The 22,690-nt window shown below is 58.4% G+C and carries 20 protein-coding genes; 8 read left to right on the forward strand and 12 right to left on the reverse strand.

All coding sequences use genetic code 11. The features are described from left to right. Positions 1 to 20: 20 nt before the first annotated feature. From BLU89_RS07915 to BLU89_RS07925, 3 genes are read right to left on the reverse strand one after another with little or no spacing between them, the layout of a single operon-like run. A complete protein-coding gene (locus tag BLU89_RS07915; protein WP_074735858.1) occupies positions 21 to 1,010 on the reverse strand; it encodes a YcjF family protein in 990 nt (329 codons plus the stop codon). Continuing rightward, on the reverse strand, positions 1,003 to 1,458 hold the full coding sequence (locus BLU89_RS07920; RefSeq protein ID WP_074735860.1) for a GNAT family N-acetyltransferase: 456 nt from the start codon (positions 1,456 to 1,458) through the stop codon (positions 1,003 to 1,005). Before BLU89_RS07920 ends, BLU89_RS07915 begins: the two co-directional genes overlap by 8 nt. Continuing rightward, positions 1,455 to 2,870 carry a YcjX family GTP-binding protein gene (locus tag BLU89_RS07925; protein WP_074736488.1) on the reverse strand — a complete coding sequence of 472 codons (1,416 nt, stop codon included), beginning with the start codon at positions 2,868 to 2,870 and terminating at the stop codon, positions 1,455 to 1,457. Before BLU89_RS07925 ends, BLU89_RS07920 begins: the two co-directional genes overlap by 4 nt. A gap of 109 nt (positions 2,871 to 2,979) precedes the next feature. Between BLU89_RS07925 and truA the strand changes: the two genes are divergently transcribed. Continuing rightward, positions 2,980 to 3,747, forward strand: coding sequence for a tRNA pseudouridine(38-40) synthase TruA (truA, locus tag BLU89_RS07930; RefSeq protein ID WP_074735862.1), 768 nt, complete (start codon positions 2,980 to 2,982; stop codon positions 3,745 to 3,747). A 2-nt stretch (positions 3,748 to 3,749) separates the two neighbouring features. Here the strand turns inward: truA and BLU89_RS07935 are convergent, their stop codons facing one another. The 5 genes from BLU89_RS07935 to BLU89_RS07955 all read right to left on the reverse strand — a co-directional run bounded on the left by BLU89_RS07935 (position 3,750) and on the right by BLU89_RS07955 (position 7,959). Continuing rightward, the gene (locus BLU89_RS07935; protein WP_074735864.1) at positions 3,750 to 4,685 is read right to left on the reverse strand and encodes a nickel/cobalt transporter; all 936 of its coding nucleotides are present in this window, start codon (positions 4,683 to 4,685) and stop codon (positions 3,750 to 3,752) included. Beyond that, positions 4,670 to 5,431 (reverse strand): DUF1007 family protein, encoded by a 762-nt coding sequence (locus BLU89_RS07940; RefSeq protein WP_245709679.1) that lies wholly within the window; start codon positions 5,429 to 5,431, stop codon positions 4,670 to 4,672. Before BLU89_RS07940 ends, BLU89_RS07935 begins: the two co-directional genes overlap by 16 nt. Then, positions 5,388 to 6,188, reverse strand: a complete 801-nt coding sequence (locus tag BLU89_RS07945) for a thioesterase family protein (RefSeq protein WP_074735868.1) — start codon at positions 6,186 to 6,188, stop codon at positions 5,388 to 5,390. Before BLU89_RS07945 ends, BLU89_RS07940 begins: the two co-directional genes overlap by 44 nt. A gap of 15 nt (positions 6,189 to 6,203) precedes the next feature. Next, entirely contained in the window at positions 6,204 to 7,439 is a 1,236-nt protein-coding gene (locus tag BLU89_RS07950; protein WP_074735870.1) for an acyl-CoA dehydrogenase family protein, read from the reverse strand. 163 nt (positions 7,440 to 7,602) lie between these two features. Further along, positions 7,603 to 7,959, reverse strand: coding sequence for a hypothetical protein (locus BLU89_RS07955; RefSeq protein ID WP_074735872.1), 357 nt, complete (start codon positions 7,957 to 7,959; stop codon positions 7,603 to 7,605). Positions 7,960 to 8,135: 176 nt separating this feature from the next. Between BLU89_RS07955 and BLU89_RS07960 the strand changes: the two genes are divergently transcribed. From BLU89_RS07960 to BLU89_RS07970, 3 genes are all read left to right on the forward strand, one after another. Continuing rightward, complete coding sequence (locus tag BLU89_RS07960; RefSeq protein ID WP_074735874.1) at positions 8,136 to 8,969, forward strand: bifunctional allantoicase/(S)-ureidoglycine aminohydrolase; 834 nt, start codon at positions 8,136 to 8,138, stop codon at positions 8,967 to 8,969. Positions 8,970 to 9,070: 101 nt separating this feature from the next. Further along, on the forward strand, positions 9,071 to 9,394 hold the full coding sequence (locus BLU89_RS07965; RefSeq protein ID WP_074735876.1) for a hypothetical protein: 324 nt from the start codon (positions 9,071 to 9,073) through the stop codon (positions 9,392 to 9,394). Positions 9,395 to 9,448: 54 nt separating this feature from the next. Continuing rightward, positions 9,449 to 10,438, forward strand: coding sequence for a type I glyceraldehyde-3-phosphate dehydrogenase (locus BLU89_RS07970; RefSeq protein ID WP_176797667.1), 990 nt, complete (start codon positions 9,449 to 9,451; stop codon positions 10,436 to 10,438). A gap of 40 nt (positions 10,439 to 10,478) precedes the next feature. Here the strand turns inward: BLU89_RS07970 and BLU89_RS07975 are convergent, their stop codons facing one another. From BLU89_RS07975 to puuE, 3 genes are all read right to left on the reverse strand, one after another. Continuing rightward, on the reverse strand, positions 10,479 to 11,906 hold the full coding sequence (locus tag BLU89_RS07975) for a nucleobase:cation symporter-2 family protein (protein WP_074735880.1): 1,428 nt from the start codon (positions 11,904 to 11,906) through the stop codon (positions 10,479 to 10,481). Between the two features lie 67 nt (positions 11,907 to 11,973). Further along, positions 11,974 to 12,459 (reverse strand): ureidoglycolate lyase, encoded by a 486-nt coding sequence (locus tag BLU89_RS07980; RefSeq protein WP_074735882.1) that lies wholly within the window; start codon positions 12,457 to 12,459, stop codon positions 11,974 to 11,976. Continuing rightward, positions 12,456 to 13,874, reverse strand: coding sequence for an allantoinase PuuE (puuE, locus tag BLU89_RS07985; protein ID WP_074735884.1), 1,419 nt, complete (start codon positions 13,872 to 13,874; stop codon positions 12,456 to 12,458). Before puuE ends, BLU89_RS07980 begins: the two co-directional genes overlap by 4 nt. Positions 13,875 to 14,037: 163 nt before the next feature. Between puuE and uraH the strand changes: the two genes are divergently transcribed. Further along, complete coding sequence (gene uraH, locus BLU89_RS07990; protein WP_074735885.1) at positions 14,038 to 14,394, forward strand: hydroxyisourate hydrolase; 357 nt, start codon at positions 14,038 to 14,040, stop codon at positions 14,392 to 14,394. A 2-nt stretch (positions 14,395 to 14,396) separates the two neighbouring features. Here uraH and BLU89_RS07995 read toward each other — a convergent pair whose 3' ends face one another. Further along, positions 14,397 to 15,311: a LysR family transcriptional regulator gene (locus tag BLU89_RS07995; protein WP_074735887.1), complete on the reverse strand. Its 915-nt coding sequence runs from the start codon at positions 15,309 to 15,311 to the stop codon at positions 14,397 to 14,399. A 95-nt stretch (positions 15,312 to 15,406) separates the two neighbouring features. On the opposite strand from BLU89_RS07995, the gene BLU89_RS08000 reads away from it, so the two are divergent. The 3 genes from BLU89_RS08000 (at position 15,407) to BLU89_RS08010 (ending at position 22,671) form a co-directional block, all read left to right on the forward strand. After that, positions 15,407 to 16,630: a urate hydroxylase PuuD gene (locus BLU89_RS08000; RefSeq protein ID WP_074735889.1), complete on the forward strand. Its 1,224-nt coding sequence runs from the start codon at positions 15,407 to 15,409 to the stop codon at positions 16,628 to 16,630. A 153-nt stretch (positions 16,631 to 16,783) separates the two neighbouring features. Next, positions 16,784 to 18,589, forward strand: coding sequence for an autotransporter assembly complex protein TamA (locus BLU89_RS08005; protein WP_074735891.1), 1,806 nt, complete (start codon positions 16,784 to 16,786; stop codon positions 18,587 to 18,589). Further along, on the forward strand, positions 18,589 to 22,671 hold the full coding sequence (locus BLU89_RS08010) for a translocation/assembly module TamB domain-containing protein (protein ID WP_074735893.1): 4,083 nt from the start codon (positions 18,589 to 18,591) through the stop codon (positions 22,669 to 22,671). The genes BLU89_RS08005 and BLU89_RS08010 overlap by 1 nt, the downstream gene beginning before the upstream one ends. Positions 22,672 to 22,690: the final 19 nt, after the last annotated feature.

Consider the following 22,690-nt stretch of genomic DNA (forward strand, 5'->3'; position numbering starts at 1 on the left):
GACCGAGGCTTTGCGTCAGATCAAGTCTTCGAGAACAAACCGCTGAGCGCGCGTTTGATCATACCTCTGGTCGAGGGTTTGTGGCGTGCCGAAAATGGCAAAGGGCGACAAACCTCCATTGCGGCAACCCCGACGCGGGCACTGAGCGCACCGTTGACAAGGCCCTCACCGAACCGGCGGGACAGCTTGCTAAGGACCGAGCCCCCCAGGACAGGTTCAAGCAGATCATCCCCGATCGCCACAGCTCCGGTCGCAATCAGATGGACAAATACAGCCCGGGTCAGGCGCCAGCTGCCCAAGAACCCCGCACGCCCGCCGTAAATTTCGGCAATTCGCCGGATCATCCGCAGTGAGCTTGCCAATGCCGCCACGACATCCGCCAGCGCCAGAGGCACCAGCGCCGTCACCATCGCCACCTGACGCGCAGCAGCCTCGACCTCTCGGCTGGCAGCGGCATCGAGCGTGGCCAGAACTTCGTCTTCGGCCAGCGCCAGCAGGGTTTCCGCATCGAACTGCTCGCCCATGCGTTCCGACAGTCGGTCACGGCCCCAACGGGTTTCGTCGCGCCCTTTGTAAAATGCAATCAGGCGGTTGGTGACCGCGCGGGCTTGCGTCAGGTCATCCTCGGTCAGTGCGGTATCGGCAGCGCGGCGCATATCGTCCACGCGCGAAAGGCGACTGATCGCGGCCAGTTCGCGCAGAGATATGATCGCCACGACGAACAAGAGCGCAGCAATCAATCCCGTGACAATCCACCCCAAGACCGGCGCACGGTCCAGCAGAGAGAGGGCGAAATCCCAAGCCGCAACCGAAATCACCGCACCCACGACTGCAAGTGCGAGTCCCCAGAACCATTTAGCCAGCGCCGAGGGTCTACGAGCCGCAAATCGCACTGCCGCTTGCATCGCCTGCCCCTGCGGTGGGGCAACATCTGGCACCGGAGGAGCGTTCGCGACATCGGCAACCGGCACGTCATCCTCAAGGTCGATCAGTACCGGTCCCTTAGCCATCGCGTTCTGCCTCACGTTTCCAGATATATTTGATATCCGGCAGGTTTTCGTCATTGTCCGCCCCGTCGCTGCGCGCGACCTCGGCAAAGCCATTGCGTTCATAGAATCGGCGCGCAGGGTGATTGGCCTGAAAAGCGAATAGGCTAAGTTCGGATCGTTTCGACTTGGCGTGATCCAGCAACTGCCGTCCGATCCCCTGCCCGCGCGCCGGGATCGCAAGATAAAGTGAATGAATCTCGGCCTCGTTAAGCGCCAGAAAGCCGACTACCTTATCCTGCTGCATGGCCACGGTGACCCAACCCAGATCAATCATCCGGCCGCAAAAGGCGATGGTTTCCGCTTTGGAATGCAGGTCCGGCATCCAGTCGTTTTCACGGGCGAACCCGTGCAGGATTTCGCCGGTGGCACCGGCATCAAGGCTGCGGGCGGGGCGGAGGTTCACAGTCACAACCGGTCTCCGATCAGAAACTGCGCGGCCCGGTCAAGCCGAATATGCGGTGGACCATCGCCAGGGTTCAGCGTCAGATGCGCAGGTGCAAAGACCATATTGCCATAATCTTCGCCCAGCCATCCCTCGGCGCCTTTACGCGCGGGTCCCAGCAAATGGGACGGATCTTCTGGCAGATCGCCGGGGTAAAAGGCTGCCTGCTTGCCGCTGTCCAACACGGTACCGCGCACGCAGGGCAATTCGTCACCGTTGTGGTGGCGCATCTCTTCCGTCGTGGTCCGAAGCGAGGCCAGAGACAGGGCTGCTGTCTCGGCCCCGGCAAAGCTGGCGCGATCACGGGCGTCACGGGTCAGAGCCTCGATGATCGCGGTCAGGCGCGGGTGCTGCAGATGGTGCAGATGATCGGCCTTGGTGGCGGCGAACAGAATTCGCTCGACGCGTTTGCCCAGCAGCAACCTGTTCAGCCATGCATTACGGCCAGGGCGGAAGGTCGACAGGATATCCGCCATCGCACGGCGCATATCTTCGACCGCCTGAGGGCCTTTGTGAATCGCCCCCAACGCGTCGACCAGAACGATCTGACGGTCGATCCGGGCGAAGTGATCGCGAAAGAACGGCTTGACCACACTTGCCTTATAGGCCTCATACCGCCGCTCCATCTCGCGGTGCAGCGAGCGACGTCGTGATGCACCGGACACAGGCAAAGGCGCAAAGGTCAACACCGGCGACCCGGCGAGATCCCCAGGCAAAAGAAACCGACCAGGGGTGCAATCATAGAACCCAGCCTCACGCGCGGCATTCAGGTAATCGGTGAATCTGTGAGCAAGCTCCTGCGCCAGAGGCTCATCATGCGATGCGGTTGGGTCGATCACCCGAGCTTTTGCCAGAAAGGCTTCGGCCTGTGGACGATTGGCAATATGCTCCAGCGTATCCCGCGACCAATCCTCGTATGATTTGTCCAACAGGGCCAGATCCAGTAGCCATTCACCCGGATAGTCCACGATGTCCAAGTGCAGAGTACGCGGCCCCTGCAGCCCGGACAACAAACCTGCGGGCTGAACTTTGAAAGACAGGCGCAATTCTGACACGGCACGCGTGCTGTCCGGCCAGTGGGGTGTCGGGCCGGTGAGCGCTGACAGGTGGGATTCAAAATCGAACCGGGGCACAGTATCGTCGGGTTGCGGCTGCAGATAGCTGGCGGTAATCCGCCCTTCTTGCTTCGCCACAAGGCCAGTCATGCGGCCTCGATCCAGCAGGTTGGCGACCAGGGATGTGATAAACACGGTCTTGCCAGAGCGTGCCAATCCGGTGACGCCCAACCTTATGACTGGCTCGAAGAATGTCTCGGACACGCGATCGCCCACAGATTCGACGCCGCGCACAATACTGTCTGCCAATGATGAGATGACCAAGCTGTCGCCTCGCAATTATCGTTTTTTCCAAGATAGGTAGCGGTTGCAGCACTTGCCAGAGCTTTCGCCTCCTCTTGCTCGTCCGCACAAGGCGCGATACCAGCGCCCTATGCCCAGATACGCGTTGAAAGTCGAATACCAAGGGAAACCGTTCGCCGGATGGCAGCGGCAGAAAGAGCTGCCCACGGTTCAGGGGGCAATCGAGGCTGCGCTTTCACGGATCGAACCTGGTGAACACACAATCGCCGCCGCTGGTCGCACGGATGCGGGCGTTCATGCGCTGGGCCAAATAGCCCATTGCGATCTGGTCAAAGAGTGGGATCCGTTCCGCTTGTCCGAGGCGTTGAACTATCACCTCAAACCGCAGCCAGTCGCCATCGTCAGGGCCGCGCGGGTTGATGACGACTGGCACGCGCGCTTTTCAGCGCTGGAACGGCAGTATCTGTTCCGCATCTTGATGCGCCGTGCGCCTGCAACCCATGAACGGGGGCAGGTTTGGCAGATTAGTCATGAGCTGGATGTCGCAGCGATGCAGGCTGGGGCGGATATGCTAATTGGGCGGCATGATTTCACCACTTTCCGATCCACCATCTGTCAGGCGGCCAGCCCGGTCAAAACGCTGGATGAGTTGCGAGTCGAGCAGGTGCAGGGTTTCTCGGGTCCTGAAATCCATTTTCACGTTCGCGCCCGATCGTTCCTGCACAATCAGGTGCGCAGCTTCGTTGGAACGCTGGAACGTGTGGGAGCCGGGTCTTGGTCACCCGACGACGTACGCAATGCTCTTGAGGCAGTCGACCGTGCCGCCTGCGGGCCAGTTTGTCCGCCACAGGGGCTCTATCTGGCACGGGTCGGGTATCCTGAACCGGTGTTTAGCTGAAGTTACAAGGCTCGAAGAAGCAAGCCGCTTGCGATCACAGCAATGATGAGGCCTGCCACCAGTTCGATGGTCGGTGCCAGTACTGACGCAAATCGTGTGGCCGAGGCCGAGGCTAGCAACCCACCACGCAATCCGAACGACGTCCAACCGACCAGCGTGGTGACCATTGCGGTGCCCAGCGCCATGGCGAACGCTCCGGCGATACCAACCATCGCGATACCCATCTGCCATGTCAGGATCAGCACAAATAACGCCCCGGTACAGGGGCGTGCAGCGATGCCTGCGATCAAAACCAATGCCTCGCGCAGGTTACCAACCTGAGCGACCTCTTCAGCAGTTGGGCCATGGCGGTGGCCGCAATCCGAGCAGACCCCATGTTCGTGATCATGGTCATGATCATGCACGTGATGATGGTGGTCGTGGCTGTGTGCAGCCTGACCTTTGTGGCGTCGAACAAAGCTGCGGAGCGCGCGAAAGATCAGCCACAAACCAATCGCAGCAATAGCGCCATAGCTGAACGGCGCCATGACCTGTTCAGTGGTATCCACCAGCGATTCGCGCGACATCTCGAACACCAGCGCGCCCGCATAAACCAGCGCAACAGCAGTGACGGCTTGACCAAGGCTCGACAGGACACTGATAGCGGACAGGCGCCAGAACGCGACCCGACGGCCCAACCCATAACCTCCGATCAGAACCTTGCCATGACCCGGCCCGATGGCATGGAAAAACCCATAGGCAAAACAGACGGTCAGTAGCGTAGCGATGGCTTCAGGCTGTTCGGCGCGTGCAGCGCGCAAGGCGCGGGCGATCTGGTTCTGGAAATCCCGCTGCTCTCCGGCGGCCCAGGCAGCCAGATGGTCAAAGCCACCGCTGCCCCAGAACCATAGAAGCAACCCGCAGGCAATGGCGACGGGAACAATCAGGTAGCGGGACATGAAAGCCTGATCTCGGTTGCGAATTTCTCACCAACCAGGGGGATATCGTTTTCCTCAAGGTCATAATCGGCGTCCAGCGTCCGCAAGAACGCCTGCATCTGCGCCAGCTCTGCGTCGATATCAGGGTCTGTACGTTCGATCTGGCAGACAACAGGCCCCGAGACGGTCACAGGGCGGGACATTTCGTAGGCGGTGTAAAAGCTCTCATCAAAGGCTTTGATCGACAGGGCGCTGGCAGGTACCGGTGCGCCCTCGACCGCGCGCAGATGGGTGGTCACGATGCGGGCATCCTCGGTCGTGGCTTGCGGCTCCAGCGGACCAGAAAGGGGGACCAAATTATCCCCCATGCGGATGACCAGATCGCCATTGTAGCCTTCGACCCATTGGGCATCGAAACCACTCAGAAGCTGTTCTTCGGAGGCAGTCAGCACGCCGTCGCCATCCTGATCCAGACGCATATCTTCCAGCACCAACAGCGAGTAGAACTCGTCATAGGCCCATGTAACCTGCACATGGGTCAGTTTGCCTGCCTCATCGACCACGAACTCCAACCCGGTGTCGATGAAGACATGCGGGTGAGCCAAGGCCGGAAACGGCAGGCAGCAGGTCAGAAAAGTGGCAAGCCAACGCATGGCGCGAAGATAGGGTGCCGGGCCGGTATCGGCAATCCGGTTGTATTCAATGGAGCAAAAAGCTGCCGCTTCAGCCGGGTGGAAACAGGACCAGCGTCTGCAGCGCGGTCCCAATCGGCCCCTGCGTGTCAAACAGCACGGACTGAGACATGCCGATCCCCGAAGGCTGCCAATGCGAAACCGAATCTGAAGCCAGCCATTCCGACACCGGTTCCCGGTGAATCTGTACGGTCAGGTCGGTGTTCATGAACCCCATCTCGGTGGTGGGCGCATTCCAGGAAATGCCATTGCCACAATCGGCCAGCGGACACAGCGCCTGAATCGGCGACGGGTCTTCCCCCTCTAGTATGGGGGGCGTGCGCATCCAGACAGTTTTGGGGCCTGCGCTCTGATTGCCGCCTTCGGGATAGGCGATCTGCGAATGATGGGCGAAACCGGGCAGATCATGGCGCATTTCACCAATTGGGAACGGCCCGCCAACCACGTCATCAAAACGCAGTGCAGGCAGGTCGACATTAGGCACAGCCCCGAGATCCCTGCGCATCATGTGCATGGTCGTCGCGGTGGCACAAAGCGTTTCGTCGAGATCATGCACCGTGACCCGGGTAGTCGCGAGCGTTTTGGTGTGGCGCATGGTCTCGGCTGTCACACTAAGCCCGGCCAGAGGCAATGGGCGCAACAGATCAACAGTCAGCCGGGTCAACATCTTCGCGGGGCCGACCTCGGCTTCGGCTGCGCGCACGATAAGGCCGCTGACGGGCCCGGCATGGCAGTGATCCGCAGACCAGGGCCCGCGCGCCGGATCATTGCCCACAAACACACCCTGCGCATTTTGGTGAAAATACGCCTGCCCCAGCCTATCCAATGTCATCTTATTACGGTCGCCTCAGATTTTTTCCTGCGTGTATTTCTTCAATTCAGCCCGCGCGACCTGACGGCGGTGCACCGCATCCGGCCCGTCAGCCAAGCGAAGGGTACGCACATGGGTCCAGGCATTGGCCAGAGGTACATCCTGACTTATCCCCTGCGCACCGAACATCTGCACGGCTTCATCAATCACTTTCAGCGCAACTCTGGGTGCCACAACCTTAATCTGGCTGATCCAAGGCGCCGCCTCCCGCGCATCACCCTGATCCATATACCACGCCGTTTTGAGGCACAACAAACGGGCCATTTCGACCTCCATCCGACATTCGGCAATGATGTCATAGTTTGCACCCAGCTGGGCCAGTTTCTTCCCGAAGGCCTCGCGCTGCAGCGACCGCTTGCACATCTGTTCCAGCGCCATTTCGGCCTGACCAATGGCGCGCATACAGTGGTGAATACGGCCCGGTCCCAGACGGCCCTGCGCAATCTCGAACCCGCGCCCTTCGCCCAGCAGGATATTTTCGGCCGGCACGCGAACATCAGTGAACCGGATATGCATGTGCCCATGAGGGGCATCGTCGTGACCATAGACCTCCATCGGGCGCAGCACCTCGATCCCGGGCACGTCAGCCGGCACCACGATCATCGACTGGCGCTGGTGTTTGGGCAGATCGTCTCCGCCGGTTTTCACCATCACGATATAGACCCTGCAGCGCGGATCGCCGGCGCCTGACGACCACCATTTCTCACCATTAAGGACATAATCATTCCCGTCGCGCACGCAGGACATCGAGATATTGGTGGCATCAGACGAGGCGACATCCGGTTCGGTCATCAGATAGGCCGATCTGATCTGCCCGTCGAGTAACGGCTTAAGCCATTGTTCTTTCATCGCGTCAGTGCCGTAACGTTCGAAAACTTCCATATTCCCGGTATCAGGCGCCGAGCAGTTGAATACTTCGGCCCCCAAAGGGGTTTTGCCCATTTCTTCGGCGAAAAAAGCGTATTCAACCGTGCTGAGACCAAAGCCCTTGTCGCTGTCGGTCAACCAGAAGTTCCAGAGCCCTGCGGCCTTGGCCCTTGATTTGAGGCCTTCAAGGATGTCGGCCTGACGCTCAGTATATTGCCAGCGATCGCCCTTGCTGATCTCGGCCTGATATTCCTGTTCAAGCGGCATGACCTCATCGCGGATCATGTCGACGACCCGTTGTAACAGGGCGCGGTTCTCTTCGCGCATACCGAATGTCATGGCCATGTGTATCCCTCTCAGTAGCACAGCGCGCTCTTGGCTTTGCTACGAGGATGGCTCAGCGGCCGCACTGCTGTCCAGTTGGGTGACGGAACGTCATTCAGACTATTGGCCCCGGCCTTCAGCATCGTCGCGGCGCGAAACCAGCCGACTGCTGCAAAGACGCCAATTAGGGCGTCAGTATCCAGTTGCCATCAGCGGTCTTGCAGCGGCGGGTTCTGATGTCGCGGGTCTGCTCGGCGCCTTCGGGCTGCACAACATGCTGAAGGATCACACAATTATCCTGAACATTCTGCACCCGGACCGTCCCTTTTGATCCGGTATCCTGATTGAGCCACGCCCTTTCTTGCCCGATGGAAGGTGAGCCAGATGACAGCAACGCGTTTGAGGTGGCGCTTAGCACCTCGAAATCGGCAGGGCTCAATCCCATTTCGGCAATGATTCGGGAAAGTGATTTGGCCTGAGCGATTCCCCCTGTCCCAAAAGACAGAGCAGCAACCAGCGCTGTATAAACATAGGCTTTCATGGACGGGCCTCGCCGATCTGAATAGATTTCACGCCCATAGATATACCTCTATGCGTGTGCGGCCAAGCCCCACTTGGCCACCTTCAAATTATCCCGAACAAACCTTTTGCAACGCAGGTGCTAGGTCCGCCCGCCTGTTCGCCTCATATTGTCCCAAGACGAACCAGAGGCATTTGATGACACATCCCAAGTATTACGCACCCACAGGCGGGCACCCGGGGCAAGAGCAGCTATTGACCGACCGCGCCATGTTCACAGACGCCTATGCGGTGATCCCAAAAGGCACGATGCGCGACATCGTTACCAGCTTTCTGCCATTTTGGGAGGGCACGCGCCTTTGGGTCCTGTCGCGGCCTCTGAGTGGATTTGCCGAGACATTCTCGCAATACATCATGGAGGTGCAGCCCGGTGGCGGTAGTGACACGCCGGAAACCGATCCAATCGCGCAAGGTGTGATCTTTGTGGTCGAAGGGGTCGTTACCCTGACCTTGAACGATGCGGAACATGTGCTGGAGGAAGGCGGATATGCATATATTCCACCCGACAGTGACTGGGCACTACATAACCGCGCCGATGCCGTGGCCCGGTTCCACTGGGTGCGCAAAGCCTATCAGGCTGTGTCGGGCCTGCCTGCCCCTAATCCGATCATCACCAATGAACGCGACGTGATTCCAACCGAGATGCCCGGCACCCAAGGCCGCTGGTCCACCACCCGCTTTACCGATCCCCAAGATCTGCGTCACGATATGCATGTCAACATTGTCAATTTCGAACCCGGCGGCGTAATCCCCTTCGCAGAAACCCACGTGATGGAGCACGGGCTTTATGTGCTTGAGGGCAAAGCGGTCTATCGACTCAATCAGGACTGGGTCGAGGTCGAGGCGGGTGACTATATGTGGTTGCGCGCGTTCTGCCCGCAAGCGTGTTACGCTGGCGGACCGGGACGGTTTCGCTATCTGCTCTATAAGGATGTGAACCGCCATATGCCGCTGTCCCTTGCGTCTCGCTGACAAGTGGTTGCCGTATCATCGATCAAATTTCCCTTGAGGGGTTCACAAAATCGCTGGAATCTGATGAAATCACATGAGATTTCAGCACTGGAGATTGTTCGATGTTACTGCGCGGAACGATGATTGCACTGGTTGCCACCCTAGGCCTTTCGGCGTTTAATGCTGCCCCGGTCGCAGCCAAGGAAGAAACCAAGTCCGTTTTTGTCATGAGCCGCACCTGGGCGGTGACACAGGTTTCGGACGCGCCAGTGGTCTATCGGGCGACCCGGGACAACAACAATTTGAACCCATTTGGGCCCCCGCCGCGTCTACGCACCATCCAGGCAATGGCCGCTATACAACAGGCAACCGGATGCAAGGCGATCTATACCAGCATGTACCAGAACATCTCGGGCCAGTTTTTCTCGCAGGTCAGCTGCAACTGAAATTGGTACAATACTTTTATTGAGATCACCTGATCTGCCTGCCATAGCTTGCCCATGAAAATCGCGATCAACGGATTCGGCCGTATCGGCCGCACCATCCTGCGTCAGATCCTGGGCCTGTCGCAGCATTCGGATATCGAACTGGTGCTGATCAACGACATCGCACCGCTTGAAACCTGCGCATATCTGTTCAAATACGACAGCACGTTTGGTCCCTATCCGGGATCAGTGGCAGCTGAAGATGCTGTTCTGAACATCGATGGCCGGTTTGTTCCAATGTCCCACAGCGCGGATTTGGCGCAGGTCGATCTGTCCGGCGTTGATGTCATACTGGATTGCACCGGCATCGCGCGCACATCGGATGTGGCCAGCCGGGGGTTGACCGCTGGCGCGGGCAAAGTGCTGATTTCCGGCCCCTCGCCCGCGGCCGAGGTCACGGTTGTGCTGGGGGCAAACGAAGATCAATTGGGCAACGCACGGATCGTATCGAATGCGTCATGCACCACCAATGGGCTCGCTCCGCTGGTCAAGCTGATCAATGAAATCGGCGGGCTTGTCTGCGGGCACATGACCACAATCCACTGCTACACCAACAGCCAACCAATGGTTGATGCGCCGCGTGGTGATCTCGCCCGCTCACGCGCAGGAGCGCTGTCGATGGTGCCTACGACCTCCAGTGCGACGCATCTGATTGATGTTGTCCTGCCTGAACTGGCCGGACGCATTTCAGGGGCCGCCGTGCGTGTCCCAACCGCCAGCGTCTCTGCCGTCGATCTCATCGCCACGCTTGAACGCGGCATGAACGCGGACCAATTCGAACAGGCGCTTCGCAAGGCGATCGCCGCTTCAGCCGTGTTGGGCTGGACCGAACTGCCTCTGGTTTCATCCGATTTGCGGTCCCGCCCCGAGTCACTTGTTCTGGCCGGACCCGAGACGCGCATGATCGGAGAGCATCAGATCAGGGTCTTTGGCTGGTATGACAATGAATGGGGGTTCTCCGCCCGCATGCTGGATGTTGCACGCCTGATGGCCCAAGCGGGATAACCCGCAGCGCTTAACCGCGCTGCGGGGTTGTTTACAAGCCTCAATCGTGGGGCAAACTGCCGGACCCGTGACCGGCCATTCCACCCGAAACCTCTTCAGTCGATTCCTCGGCCAATTCTTCTGGCAGGATCAGGTTCAGCACGATAGCAATCAGGGCTGCTGGCAACAGACCGCTGGTCATTAGAATGCGGAGTGTGTCCGGCAAGTGCTGAACCGCACCCGGTTCCAGTTGCAGACCAAGGCCAATCGACAGCGAAATCGCAAAAATCACCATGTTGCGGCGGTTCCAATCCACGTCGGACAGCATCGAGATGCCTGCCGCGACGACCATGCCAAACATGACGATCACACCGCCGCCCAGAACTTCGATCGGAATGGTCCGGATGATGGCGCCGACCTTTGGAATAAGGCCACACAAGATCAGGAACAGGGCGCCGCAGGTCACAACGTGGCGGCTCATGACGCCTGTCATCGCGATCAACCCGACATTCTGGCTGAACGATGTATTCGGAAACCCGCCGAACATACCAGCAAGCGCAGTTCCAACGCCATCAGCGTAGGTCGCACCCGCGATTTCCTTGTCGGTTGCTTCTCGACCCGCGCCACCCTTGGTGATCCCCGATACGTCACCGACGGTCTCAATGGCAGAGACGAAGGACATCAGAGCAAACCCGATCACGGCGGCCAACGAGAACTCAAAACCATATTTGAAAGGGACCGGCAGTGCGAAAGCCGAGGCCCGCGACCAGCTTGTGCCAATGGCCTCGAACGTCACCATTCCCACCATCAGGGCATAGACATACCCAACGGCCAATCCGGCCAGTACAGCAGACACCGACAGCATACCGCGCGCAAAGAACTTAAGCCCCAGCGTCACGACAACCACGACCAGCGCCGCCGACCAGTTGAGCAGCGATCCGTATTCCGGCGTACCAATCGCAGGCACACCACCCGCAGAATACTGAATGCCGACCTTGACCAGCGCCAAACCGATCATTGTCACGACCAGCCCGGTCACCAACGGCGGTAGTGCAAATCGTATCTTGCCGATGAACAGGCCGAGAAAGGCGTGAAACAGGCCACCGATCAGGACGCCACCAAACAGTGCCGCCAATGCATCCACGCCTTTTCCGGCGACAAGCGGGATCATGATGGGAAGGAACGCAAAGCTTGTTCCCTGAACAATTGGCAAAGCCGCTCCAACCGGGCCAATCGTTACGGTTTGCAGCAGGGTCGCCAGGCCCGCGAACAGCATCGACATCTGGATCAGGTAGAGCAGTTCGGGAAAATCTGGGGAATTTGAACCAAATCCAAACCCGGCGGCTCCGGCCACGATAATGGCCGGGGTAACGTTTGAGACGAACATCGCCAGAACGTGCTGAATGCCCAGCGGTATCGCCTTGTGTAAGGCGGGTGTGTAGTTCGGGTCCCGAAGCTGCTCGGGCGTCCCTATTGAAGTTTCGGCCATGATCTCATTGTCCTCCCTAAGATCCAATGGGGTTCTTGCCGCTTCTCTGGCGGCTTCGGTTCTGGTTTCAGCGCTCGACCACCTCGTAAGGTGTGCTGAACCAGTATTCTTCCAAATTCGGGCTCTCTCCGATCCGATCGACGACCGCGAACAGCCCGGGCCCATGCAATGGTGTCAGGACCCCATGCCAGGTGCCTCGATGATAGTTCACAGCCTGTCCGGGATACGTGATAAAGGCACGTGGCTGACCCGGTTGACCTCCCTCATCGGGGGCGACTATCACCAGAAATGACTGGTGGGTCATCGGGATGAATGCCTGACTGCCGTCGGGATGACGCTCGACCATCTCCAGCAGGTAAGGCATTTCGCGTGGGTTGGCATTGAACAGGCTGATACCGGCGCGCGCATCACCAAAATCCAAATTAGCTCGGTCGTGATAGCGCTCACACTGGCCTTGATTGATAATCTTGTCAGGCGCGCCTGCGATATCGATCAGATCGCCAAACGATGCGAAAGCTTCGGCCGAGATCGGTTCAGCGACAATCCGTTTCATGAAGGCAGCACATCACACAGACGGAACTCGGCGATCCGTTCAACCTGTCGGCAGGCCTCGGCGAACTCGGTTTCGCGATCCTGTTCGATCCGCCGCTCAAACGCGCGCAGGATCGAGGCCTTGGTGTGGTCACGAACTGCGATGATGAACGGAAAGCCAAATTTGTCGATGTAGCGTTGGTTCAATTCGGTGAACGCGGTGCGCTCGTTATCCGTCAGCGCATCAAGCCCAGCCGAGGCCTGCTCGGACGTGCTTTCCTGTGTCAGCCGCTTGGCCTGCGCCAGCTTTCCCGCAAGATCGGGGTGGGCCGTCAGAACGCCCAACCGCTCCTCGGGTGAGGCAGATCGGAACATGCGCGCCAGTGCATTGTGCAATCCGCCAGCAGTATCATGCGCCGCGCCCAATTCCAGAACATATGCCCGTTCGGCGATCCACGCTGAATGCTCAAAGATACCACCATAAGCAGAAACGAATTCGTCACGCCCCATCTGTGAAGGCGATGCGCGCTCAACCGATGGGTGCGTTTCAGCCCAGTGTTCCGCAATCTGCAGCCGCGTTGCGAACCACACGTCCGAGAACCCGCGCGCATAATCCAGAAACCGTTTCAGCGCCACGACCCGTCCCGGACGCCCAATCAGGCGACAGTGCAGGCCGATCGACAGCATCTTGGGTGCGCCTGCTTCGCCTTCTGCATAAAGCGCATCGAAACTGTCTTTCAGGTAGGAATAGAATTGATCCCCTGCGTTGAACCCTTGCGGCGTGGCAAAACGCATATCGTTGCAGTCCAGCGTATATGGGACAATCAGTTGATCCCGCCCGCTGGACCGCATCCAATAGGGTAGATCGTCTGCGTAGGTATCCGCGACATAGGCAAAGCCAGCTTCTTCGGCGACCAGACGCACGGTGTTTTCCGAACAACGCCCAGTATACCAACCGCGAGGGCGATCCCCTACGACTTCGGTATGCAGGCGGATCGCCTCAGCGATCTGGGCGCGCTCTTCATCTTCGGGCATGTCCTTGTGCTCGACCCATTTCAGGCCATGGCTGGCGATCTCCCACCCTGCGGATTTCATTGCTGCGACTTGATCCGGCGAACGCGCCAGAGCTGTGGCCACGCCATAAACGGTAATCGGCAAGTCTTTCATCAGGCGATGCAGACGCCAGAACCCGGCCCGCGAGCCGTATTCATAGATCGATTCCATGTTCCAATGACGCTGGCCCGTCCACTGCGCCGCCCCAACAATCTCGGACAAGAACGCCTCGGATGCCGCATCCCCATGCAGAACACAGTTTTCGCCGCCCTCTTCGTAGTTCAATACGATCTGCACAGCCAGTTTTGCCCCGCCGGGCCATGCGGCGTCAGGCGGGTTGGCTCCGTATCCGATCATATCGCGGGGGTAACGAGGCGGCTGCATAGGGTCTTCCAGTCCGATTAGGTGTTTTGACAGCATTACCCCAGATACGGCCCATAGATTATCAAATCAATCCGAACACTGTTTCCGGTTCTTTCGGCATTTCAACCGTTTTGTGGTTTGGCCCAAACTGTGGCACATCAAAAGAAACGCATAGGAGAGACCTTTGGCTGGCTATCTTACGACCCACGTTCTGGATACGGCACGCGGCTGCCCTGCTGAGGGTTTGAAAATCGCACTTTATCAAGTGTCGGGAAATTCTCATCGCAAACTGGTTGAGATGGAGACCAACGCGGATGGTCGCACCAACAGTCCGATCCTGCCGCAAGACGACTTCAAGACCGGCACGTATGAACTGATTTTCTTCGCCGGAGATTACCTGCGGACGACGGGTCAAGACGAGGATGATCCGCTGTTCCTGGATCAGGTTCCAATCCGCTTTGGCATGTCCGATCCGGATGCACATTACCATGTGCCCCTGCTTCTGTCGCCCTTCGGGTATTCAACCTACCGGGGCAGCTAGTTTCAGGTTTCAACGCTGCGGACCACCTTGCTGATCCGGTCAATCATGAAATCCATGAACAGCCGCGCCTTGGGATCCTGATGGCGTCGATGGGTATATAGACAGGCCATCTGCACTGGAACCGGGGGGGTTTGCACCGCAACCGGGATCAACCGTCCTGCCTTTAGGTGTTCGGACACTTCAAAGACGGGCTTCATAGCGATCCCCTGACCGGACAACGCCCAGTCGGTCAGCACATCGCCATCGTCGCACTCATAGCGGCCTGAGACAGCGAACCGTTTTGGACCATCGGGTGTTTCCAACATCCACTGAAACTCCGACGCGCCGGGGAAGCGCAGGTTTAAACACTCATGCTTGCCTGAAATCAGATCAGTTCCAGATTCCGGCATACCGCATCGGTTCACGTATTCAGGGGCCGCGCATGACACGCGTTGGCAATCTGCGATCTTGCGGATGCGCAATGTGCTGTCTTCAGGCTGGCCGATGAAAAAGGCCAGATCCAACCCTTCAGTGGTCAGATCAACCGAGCGGTCTGTCAACCTCAACCGCACATCGATTTCAGGGTATTTTGCCAGAAAATCAGGTACATGGGGTGCCAGCAACCGGCGCCCCACCCCCAGAGGCGCGGCCACAAACAGCGATCCGCGCGGCGCTTCTGTCAGATGCGTTACTTGCGCTTCAGCCTCATCAACCGCATCCAGAACCGCGACCGCACCGGGGTAGAACGCCCGTCCCTGTTCGGTCGGCGTCAGGTTACGCGTCGTCCGCTGAAACAGGCGTACCCCCAGATGATCTTCAAGTTGCGAAATCCGTGCCGAGGTCACCGCAGGGGATATCCGCATATCACGACCTGCGGCAGACATGCTGCCGAGATCATAAACCCGGACGAAGGTGCGAATATTGTCGAGATAGGACATCTTATCGTTTTTTTTGATACAGTTTGACAATATACGGGAATACCGAAGAAAAGCCCGCTTGCCTAGTGTGGCACAACGCAATCGGAGACATTAGCATGTACGACTTCGCCGTGTTCTGGGATTGGATTGGTTTTGGCGTGCGCTGGTTGCACGTTATCACTGCGATCGCCTGGATCGGATCATCCTTCTATTTTATCGCGCTGGACCTTGGCCTGAACCGCGATATCCCCGGCCCCGCTGACGGTGAAGAATGGCAGGTCCATGGCGGTGGTTTTTATCACATCCAGAAATATCTGGTCGCTCCGGAACGGATGCCGGACCATCTGACCTGGTTCAAATGGGAAAGCTATGCCACATGGCTCAGCGGCGCTGCGCTTTTGATGATCGTCTATTGGGTCGGAGGCGAGCTGTATCTGATCGACGCCCATAAGGCCGATCTGGCGCTGTGGCAGGGTATCCTGATCTCGGCCGCCTCGCTGACCATTGGTTGGCTGGCCTATGATTTCCTATGCAAATCCGGCCTCGGCGAACGCCCGACATTGCTGATGGTTTTGCTGTTTGTTCTGCTGGTGGCAATGGGCTGGGGCTATAACCAGATTTTCACCGGCCGCGCGATGATGCTGCATCTGGGCGCGTTCACGGCCACGATCATGACGGCGAATGTGTTCTTTATCATCATGCCAAACCAGCGCATCGTGGTGGATGACCTTAAAAATGGGCGTACGCCTGATCCGAAATATGGCAAGATCGCCAAGCTGCGCTCGACTCATAACAACTATCTGACTTTACCGGTCGTGTTCCTGATGCTGTCGAACCATTACCCGCTGGCCTTCGCGACCCAATACAACTGGATCATTGCCGCGCTGGTCTTCCTGATGGGTGTCACCATCCGGCACTATTTCAACACCCGCCACGCGCGCGCCGGCAATCCAACCTGGACATGGGCCGTGACCGCTCTGTTGTTCCTTACAATCATGTGGTTGTCGACCGCCGCGATGCATGACCCGTTGGAAGAGGCTGAAGCGCAGCAGCTAACCCCTTATGAACAGAAATTCGCATCAGCGGATGGCTTTGAAGAAGCGCATGACATTGTTCTGGGGCGCTGTTCCATGTGCCACGCGCGTGAGCCTGTCTGGGAAGGCATCTTATGGGCACCCAAAGGTGTTCTGCTGGAAACCGAGGCCGACATTGCGCAGAACGCACAGCAGATTTATATGCAATCCGGCGTCACCCACGCCATGCCCCCCGCGAACGTCACTTATATGGAACCCGAAGATCGCGATGCGATCATTAGGTGGTTCCGAAATGCCAATCTGTAGCGAATTGAAACGCGGGTGATCCAATAATAACAATAGAACTTGGTTTAGTTCTTCCCCTTGGCGTCGCCAAATGCTCTAAATGAATTCAACAAGCCGCATCCTTTCTATTTCGCGGCCACAGTGATTTCGACTTGGGGCAGTTGGAGCCAGACAATGACAGGGAGCAGACCGCGTGGCGATCTGAGACGTTTGCTTTTTGGCGCGCTTGTGGCCTTGATTCCCAATCTTGCATCCGCGCTGGAAACCACCCTGTCCGCCCCCGGCGCATCCGAAGATCTGGTTGACCGACTGGAAGAGACCTCATCTGTTTTCACCTCAGAATCGCGCGGGCTGGATACGTCACTGGAGATCCTGTCAGCGGCCCTGTCAGACTACCGCACCATCGTTCAGATTATGTATGACGAAGGTTATTTCAGCCCTGTCGTCAGCATCAAGTTGGACGGGCAGGAAGCCGCAAACATCAACTCGCTGAATGTTCCTGCCCAATTCAAACGGGCGGCGATACTTGTCACCCCGGGCCGGAAATTCAAATTTGGCACCGCGGTCGTGCAACCTGTAGCACCCGGAACAGAACTGCCTGAAGAGTTCGCCAGGGGAAAAACCGCGACCACCGGAGCGATCCAACAGGCAACCTCGGCTGGTGTACAAGGCTGGCGCAATACGGGCCATGCAAAGGCAGAAGTGTCGGATCAAAAGGTGATCGCGCGCCATGCGCAGGCACGGCTGGACGCCACGATTGATCTGGCGCCGGGGCCGAGGCTGCGATTTGGCAAAATGATCATCCAGGGCGATACAGATGTCCGCCATCGGTCGATCGAAAAAATCTCAGGATTTCCTTCTGGTGAAGTTTACTCGCCAGAACAGGTGCAAAAAGTTGGCACCCGCCTGCGACGTACCGGCACGTTCAGTACGGTCTCTCTTAAAGAACATGATGAGCCGAACCCGGATGGAACACTGGATTTCGACGCCACGTTCGAAGACCTGCCACCGCGACGCCTGACTTTCGGGGCCGAGATTGCCTCGCGCGACGGTGTTGACGTCACCGCCACCTGGACCCATCGAAACGTATTCCGGCGGGCCCAGCGGCTGCGGTTCGAGGCCGCGATCCGAAACATCGGTGGGGCCGAAGATATCGACGGGCGCATCGGTTTGCGTCTGGATCAACCAGACCGGTTGGGTCCTGATGACAGTACTTTCTGGAGCGCGCTGCTGGAACGGCGCAATACCGAGAACTACAACGTCTCGGTCGCCTCGCTTGCCTATGGTGCGCGCCGCACATTCTCGGACCGTTTGTATGCCGAAGCATCAGCTGGTTTCCAATGGTCGGATGCAGATGACGCTTATGGCGACGGGCGCAAGTTTCGTTACTTTATCCTGCCCTTCCGATCAGAATGGGATGAGCGGGACAGCAAGGTCAGCGCCACACGAGGTTATTATCTGGACTCGCAGGTGATGCCCTTTCTCGGGTTCTCCGGGTCCGACACTGGCCTTAGGATGTTCTTCGACGGACGGGCCTATAACGATCTGGGCACAGGTGGCCGGCTGGTGCTGGCGGGGCGTGTTCAACTGGGATCTGTCCTTGGGCCGCCAGCGGATGGCGTGACCCCGGATTTCCTGTTCTTCTCGGGCGGTGCCGGGACGGTACGTGGTCAACCTTACGAAAGCCTCGGCATCCCTGTCGGTGATGGTGTCGCCGGGGGCAAATCCTTTTTGGGATTGTCAGCTGAGGTTCGCGGCAAAGTCACCGACACAATCTCATTGGTCGGCTTCTACGACTATGGCGTCGTCGACACATCTTCATTCATCGGCAGCGGCGCGGAAGAGCATTCTGGCGCGGGGCTTGGAATCCGCTATGATCTGGGTGGTTTCGGGCCCTTGCGCTTTGACCTTGCCGTACCAGTTCAAGGTAACACGGGCGACGGGTTGCAATTCTACCTCGGGATCGGGCAGGCCTTTTGATGCGCCGCATCGTATATCCCCTTTTGCTGAGTTCAGCAGCAATCACCGTCCCAGTCGTAACGGCCGCTCAGGACGAGGGCGGCAGCATGATCGAGCAGTTCCTGCAAGATACCCTGTCGGGCGATGATCAGAATGTCCGGGTGGTCGGGCTGCAAGGTGCTTTGAGTTCCCGCGCGACGATTCAAGAAATCACCGTCGCCGATGACGAAGGTGTCTGGCTGACCATCAAGGACGCTGAACTTGATTGGAACCGGCTGGCGCTGCTGCGGGGTCGGTTCTCGGTCAACACACTGTCGGCGCAGGAAATCGACATCGCGCGCGCGCCGGGCACAACCACCAAGGACACGCCGCCCGCTGCAGCCGAAACCCAAGCCTTCCAGTTGCCTGAACTTCCGGTATCCATCGAAATCGGAGAACTGCGGGTGGTTGACCTGTCTTTGGGTGAGCCACTGATAGGTGTCGCTGCGGATCTCGCGGTGAATGGTAACCTTTCATTGGCGGACGGAACCTTGGATACCACGCTGGAGATCGACCGGCTGGACCGCGCAGGAGACACGATTGACCTAAAAGCAGGATTTCAGAACGATAGCCGCCAGATCGATCTGGACCTGACTGTCGCCGAAGCCTCTGGCGGGCTGATTGCAACGGCCTTATCCATCCCCGATGCACCTCCCATAGAGCTGACCGCAAAAGGCTCCGGGCCGGTAACAGACTTTAATGCAGACATCGGGCTGAGCAGTGATCAGCAGCTTCGGGTGACTGGCCAAGTCCGGCTGCGGACAGCCGAAGAGAATGGAACCGCATCCGACGGCATCGCCTTTACCGCCGATGTCGGCGGCGACCTGACTCCGTTTCTGGCCGAAGAGATGGACACGTTCTTTGGCACTGACACACGGCTATTCGTCGACGGGCGCACCCATTCCGATGGCGCACTGGATATTTCTGATATCGAAATCACCTCAGAGGCGCTGGAGCTGAAAAGCGAAGTGAGCCTTGCCTCGGGCGGTGTTCTGCAACTGGTCGCGCTGCAGGGGCGCATCACGCCGCCTAACGGCAACAAGGTCGTGCTGCCGATCAGCGGAGGCGATACGTCCATTGGTGCTGCTCAGATTTCAGCCTTGTTCAATGCTGAAAACGGCAATCTCTGGGACCTGAGCCTGACGACAAACACCGTCGAAACATCCAACCTGAACCTCGATCACGCGAGGATCACCGGGCAAGGCACATTGGACCAGTCCTCTGGTTTGTCGATGGATGGCGATCTGCAGGCGGTACTGGATGGCATCGACCTTACGGACGCCGCCCTCAACACCGCGGTCGGTGATCAGATCACGCTGGATGGGCAGTTCGAATATGGCAGCGACCAGACTCTGCAATTGTCCGGGTTCGAATTGGTCGGCAGCGATTACACCCTTGGGACCGATGCCGTTATCAGCGGGCTTGCGACCGGATTGCAGGTTGATGGCGAGGCGATGCTGCAGGCGACCGATCTATCGCGGTTCTCTGCCTTGGCCCAGCTTCAGCTTGGCGGTGAAGCCTCGATCCAGGTTGCGGGCAAAGGCTCACCGCTGGAACGCAGCTTTGACGGCAAAGTAACGGTGAACGGGCGCGATCTGGTGACTGGGCGCGATGACATCGATCCGATGATCAAAGGTGAGACCGAGATCGTACTGGATGGCAAACGTGGCACCGACGGCGTGACCATCCGCACATTCACCATCAATGGCGACGCGCTGACCGCCCAAGCCAGCGGCACGGTCACGACCCCGAATGGCAATCTGACGATCGACGGACAAGCCAGTGTAAACGCCCCTGATCTGGCGGTGTTCTCAGGCATCGCCAAACGAGACCTTGCTGGTGCTGTGCAGGCCCGGCTGGATGGCAAAGGTACCGTGCAGACATTGGAGTTTGACGGCCAGGCCAGTGTGATCGCGACCGATATCGAAACCGGGATAAGCGATATCGATCCGCTGCTGAAAGGGCGGACATCAATCAATCTGGACGGCGCACATTCTGGCGATCAAATCGTAATTCGCAGCGCTACGGTCAAAAGCCCAGCGCTGACCGCCGAAATCGGCGCTACCATTGATGATCCGACCGGCAACATCGCGGTGGATGGAAGTGCTAAGCTGAGCGCGCCGGACCTGTCATTGTTCTCGAACCTCGCCGGGCTTGATCTGGCCGGAGCGATCAAGGCCGATGTCACAGGCCGAGCGGCGCAAGACAGCAAGACATTTGACGTCAAAGGCAACCTGAGCGCGGATGACCTTGCCACTGGGATCGAGGCCGTCGATGCGTTGGTTCAGGGGCGAACGACGTTGAACGTTGATGCTGCCAACGATGAAGAAGGGTTCAATATCCGCACGTTCAGCCTGAACGGAACCGCGTTGACTGCAGATGCATCGGGTCGGTTGGACCGCGAAGCCGGCGGTCTTGATTTCTCGGCAATGCTGGACGATATCGGTCGTCTGTCATCAACGCTGTCCGGCCCGCTCAAGCTGGCAGGCAACGTCGCCCCCACAGGATCGGGATTGGAGGGCAATGCCCGCCTGCAAGGGCCAGACAGCTCTTACGCCAGTCTTACAGGAACGGTTGATACCAGCGGCACCGCCGATTTCGACTTTGACGCCAGCCTAAACCGGACTGAACGCTTTTTACCCGAGTTTCCCGGTACCATCTCTGCCACCGGAAACGCCCGCCGCAATGCCGGGGTGTGGACCATCGACGCAAAGGCAGAGGGTCCAGCCCAGATCAACAGCACCGTCATTGGCACTTTTGACGAAGGCAGCGGTGAGGCGGATCTGAAGATGCAAGGTGGTGTCAATATCGGCATCGCCAACGCGTTTATTTCACCCAATAATCTGGCGGGCACTGCGAAGTTTGATCTGGCCCTGAAAGGGGCACCCGCACTGGATGCGCTTAGCGGAACCATTTCCACATCCGGCGCATCGATGGCGCTGCCCGATGTGGGGCAAACGATCACCGGTATCGGTGGCTCGGTTAACATCGCGCAAAGCCGCGCTACGATTGCACTGCAGGGTGGCCTGCGCGCGGGTGGCAGTTTCACCGTCAACGGCCCGGTCGATCTGACCCCGCCCTTCAACGCCCAGATCACCACGAAGCTCAGTAATCTCGTCCTGACCGATAAGCTGTTGTATGAGACCACATTGAACGGCCAGATCGCTTTGACCGGGGCATTGGCTGGAAACAGTGCTCTGGCCGGGCAAATCAATTTTGGCGAAACCAACATAAACCTCGCCGCGGCGGCAGGTGCTGTTGGTGCGGCGCCGATCCCGACGATTGACCATCTCAATGAAAGCCGTGCCGGTTTCGTGACGCGGGAACGCGCCAATCTGGTCGAAACCGAAGACAAGGCCAAAAGCAGCTCGCGCATGTCATTGGATATCGGGTTGCTCGCCCCTAAGGCCGTGTTTGTTCGGGGCCGAGGTGTCAATGCCGAGTTGGGAGGACGCATTCAGATCAGTGGCACCACCGCATCCGTCGTCCCCTCGGGCCAGATTGAACTCATCCGAGGTAACATCGACATTCTGGGCCGACGCCTGGCGCTGACAAAAGGAGTGGTCACCCTGCAAGGTGACCTGACACCCTATATCGAGTTTGAATCTGCGACCAGCACTTCGGACGGCACCGCCACTATTGAAATCGCGGGACCACTGGATTCGCCCGAAGTCGACGTGTTCTCTGACCCTGAACGCCCGACCGAAGAAGCGTTGGCCATGCTGCTATTTGGCAACCGTTTCTCTGAGTTGTCGCCTTTCGTCATCGCCCAGATGGCAGCTTCACTTGCCCAGCTCAGTGGTGCGGGAGGGGATGCAACCAAAGGTGTGCGTGAGGCTACGGGGCTTGATACCGTGGACGTTGGTGCTACGGAAGGCGGCGGTGGCAGCCTGGGTGCGGGCGCTTATCTGAGCGACAACCTCTATACCGATTTCACCGTAAACACCGAAGGCGACACCGAGGTGAACTTGAATCTGGACGTCACTGACAGCTTCACGGTTCGCGGCACCGTGGATGGCCGAGGCGAAACGGGTCTGGGTATCTTTTTCGAGCGCGATTACTGATCACGAAAAAGGGCGACCC

Source organism: Ruegeria halocynthiae (genome assembly GCF_900106805.1).
Classification (GTDB): domain Bacteria; phylum Pseudomonadota; class Alphaproteobacteria; order Rhodobacterales; family Rhodobacteraceae; genus Ruegeria; species Ruegeria halocynthiae.